Annotated in this window: 1 pseudogene; it reads left to right on the forward strand. The window is 51.5% G+C overall.

From position 1 onward, the window contains the following. Positions 1 to 440: 440 nt before the first annotated feature. Positions 441 to 1,113, forward strand: a pseudogene (locus WH5701_RS00745) (hypothetical protein); the annotation flags it as partial.

Below are 1,113 nucleotides of genomic sequence, written 5' to 3' on the forward strand. Positions count from 1 at the left end.
TCCTGTTTGATGCGGCCAGCCGACATCAGATATTGCTGTTTACCTGCCACCCAGGGAACTGGAACGACCTTGGTGTACCACCTATTGACCTCCAGAGCTTGAAGGTTCATGCAGTTGCACAGGCATGAGTAGCGACGCCAAGCAGTGCTTTGCAAATTACGGACGGCTGACCGGCAAGCTGGATATTCGGTTGTGGCTGTCCGGTGCGTCCACATTGTGCAAGCGCTCGATCTATCTGGTGTCATGTAAGGCTACACCGTAATCGATAGCAATGGCTCAATGGTCAGAAAAAACCTGTCGTGAGGATCGCGGATCTCATCGAAATCCGACACGTTAGGGGTTAGCGTCATTCTGCCGGATTTAGTTAGATTGCGAGATATAAGTAATGCCGGTGGCCACAGCGCCGCTATTCTGGAAGTCATCAATGTGGGACGTACACGATGCAGCAGACCGGAATCTACGAGCAGCTTATTACCCGGCTCGTAGAAAACAGATTGGACCGGAAACAGTTTTACGTAGGTGAGCGCCAGCTTAGCAGTGTGGAAGCATCTGTATGGTTGTCACGATTCCTGACTAACATTCTGGAGTTCGCTATTGGGTCGGTGCCTTCGGGCGACAACCGACTTCAGGAGCAAATCGAGTTATCGAATCAGTTGCTGCTGTGGCTCAAGGGGCAGGTGCAGGATGATGGGTTCCTGGATGAGAACCTGCTCGATAGCCAAGGAAAGATCCTCACCGCCCTTTATGAGCTGAAAAACCCAGTTGCTGCGAACCTGAAGCAGTATGTTGAAGACATTTTCCCGCTCACAGGACTTACACAGAGTGAGTTATTTTCAGGCAGTAATGCTGGCTTGTCACTGGAGTCAGAGCTAAAGCGCGAGATTTTGTCAGCGGACCGGATTTACTGGTTGGTCTCGTTCATCAAATGGGCCGGAATTCGGATATTCCGGAAAGAACTGGAAGCCTTCACAGCGAGTGGCCGAGAGCTGAAAATCATCACCACCTCCTACATGGGGGCAACGGATGCCAAAGCCGTTGAGTATCTGGCTAGCCTGCCGAACACCGAAGTGAAGTTGAGCTACAACACCGAGCGTGAAAGGTTGCACGCCAAGA

Source organism: Synechococcus sp. WH 5701, from assembly GCF_000153045.1.
Taxonomy (GTDB): domain Bacteria; phylum Cyanobacteriota; class Cyanobacteriia; order PCC-6307; family Cyanobiaceae; genus Regnicoccus_A; species Regnicoccus_A antarcticus.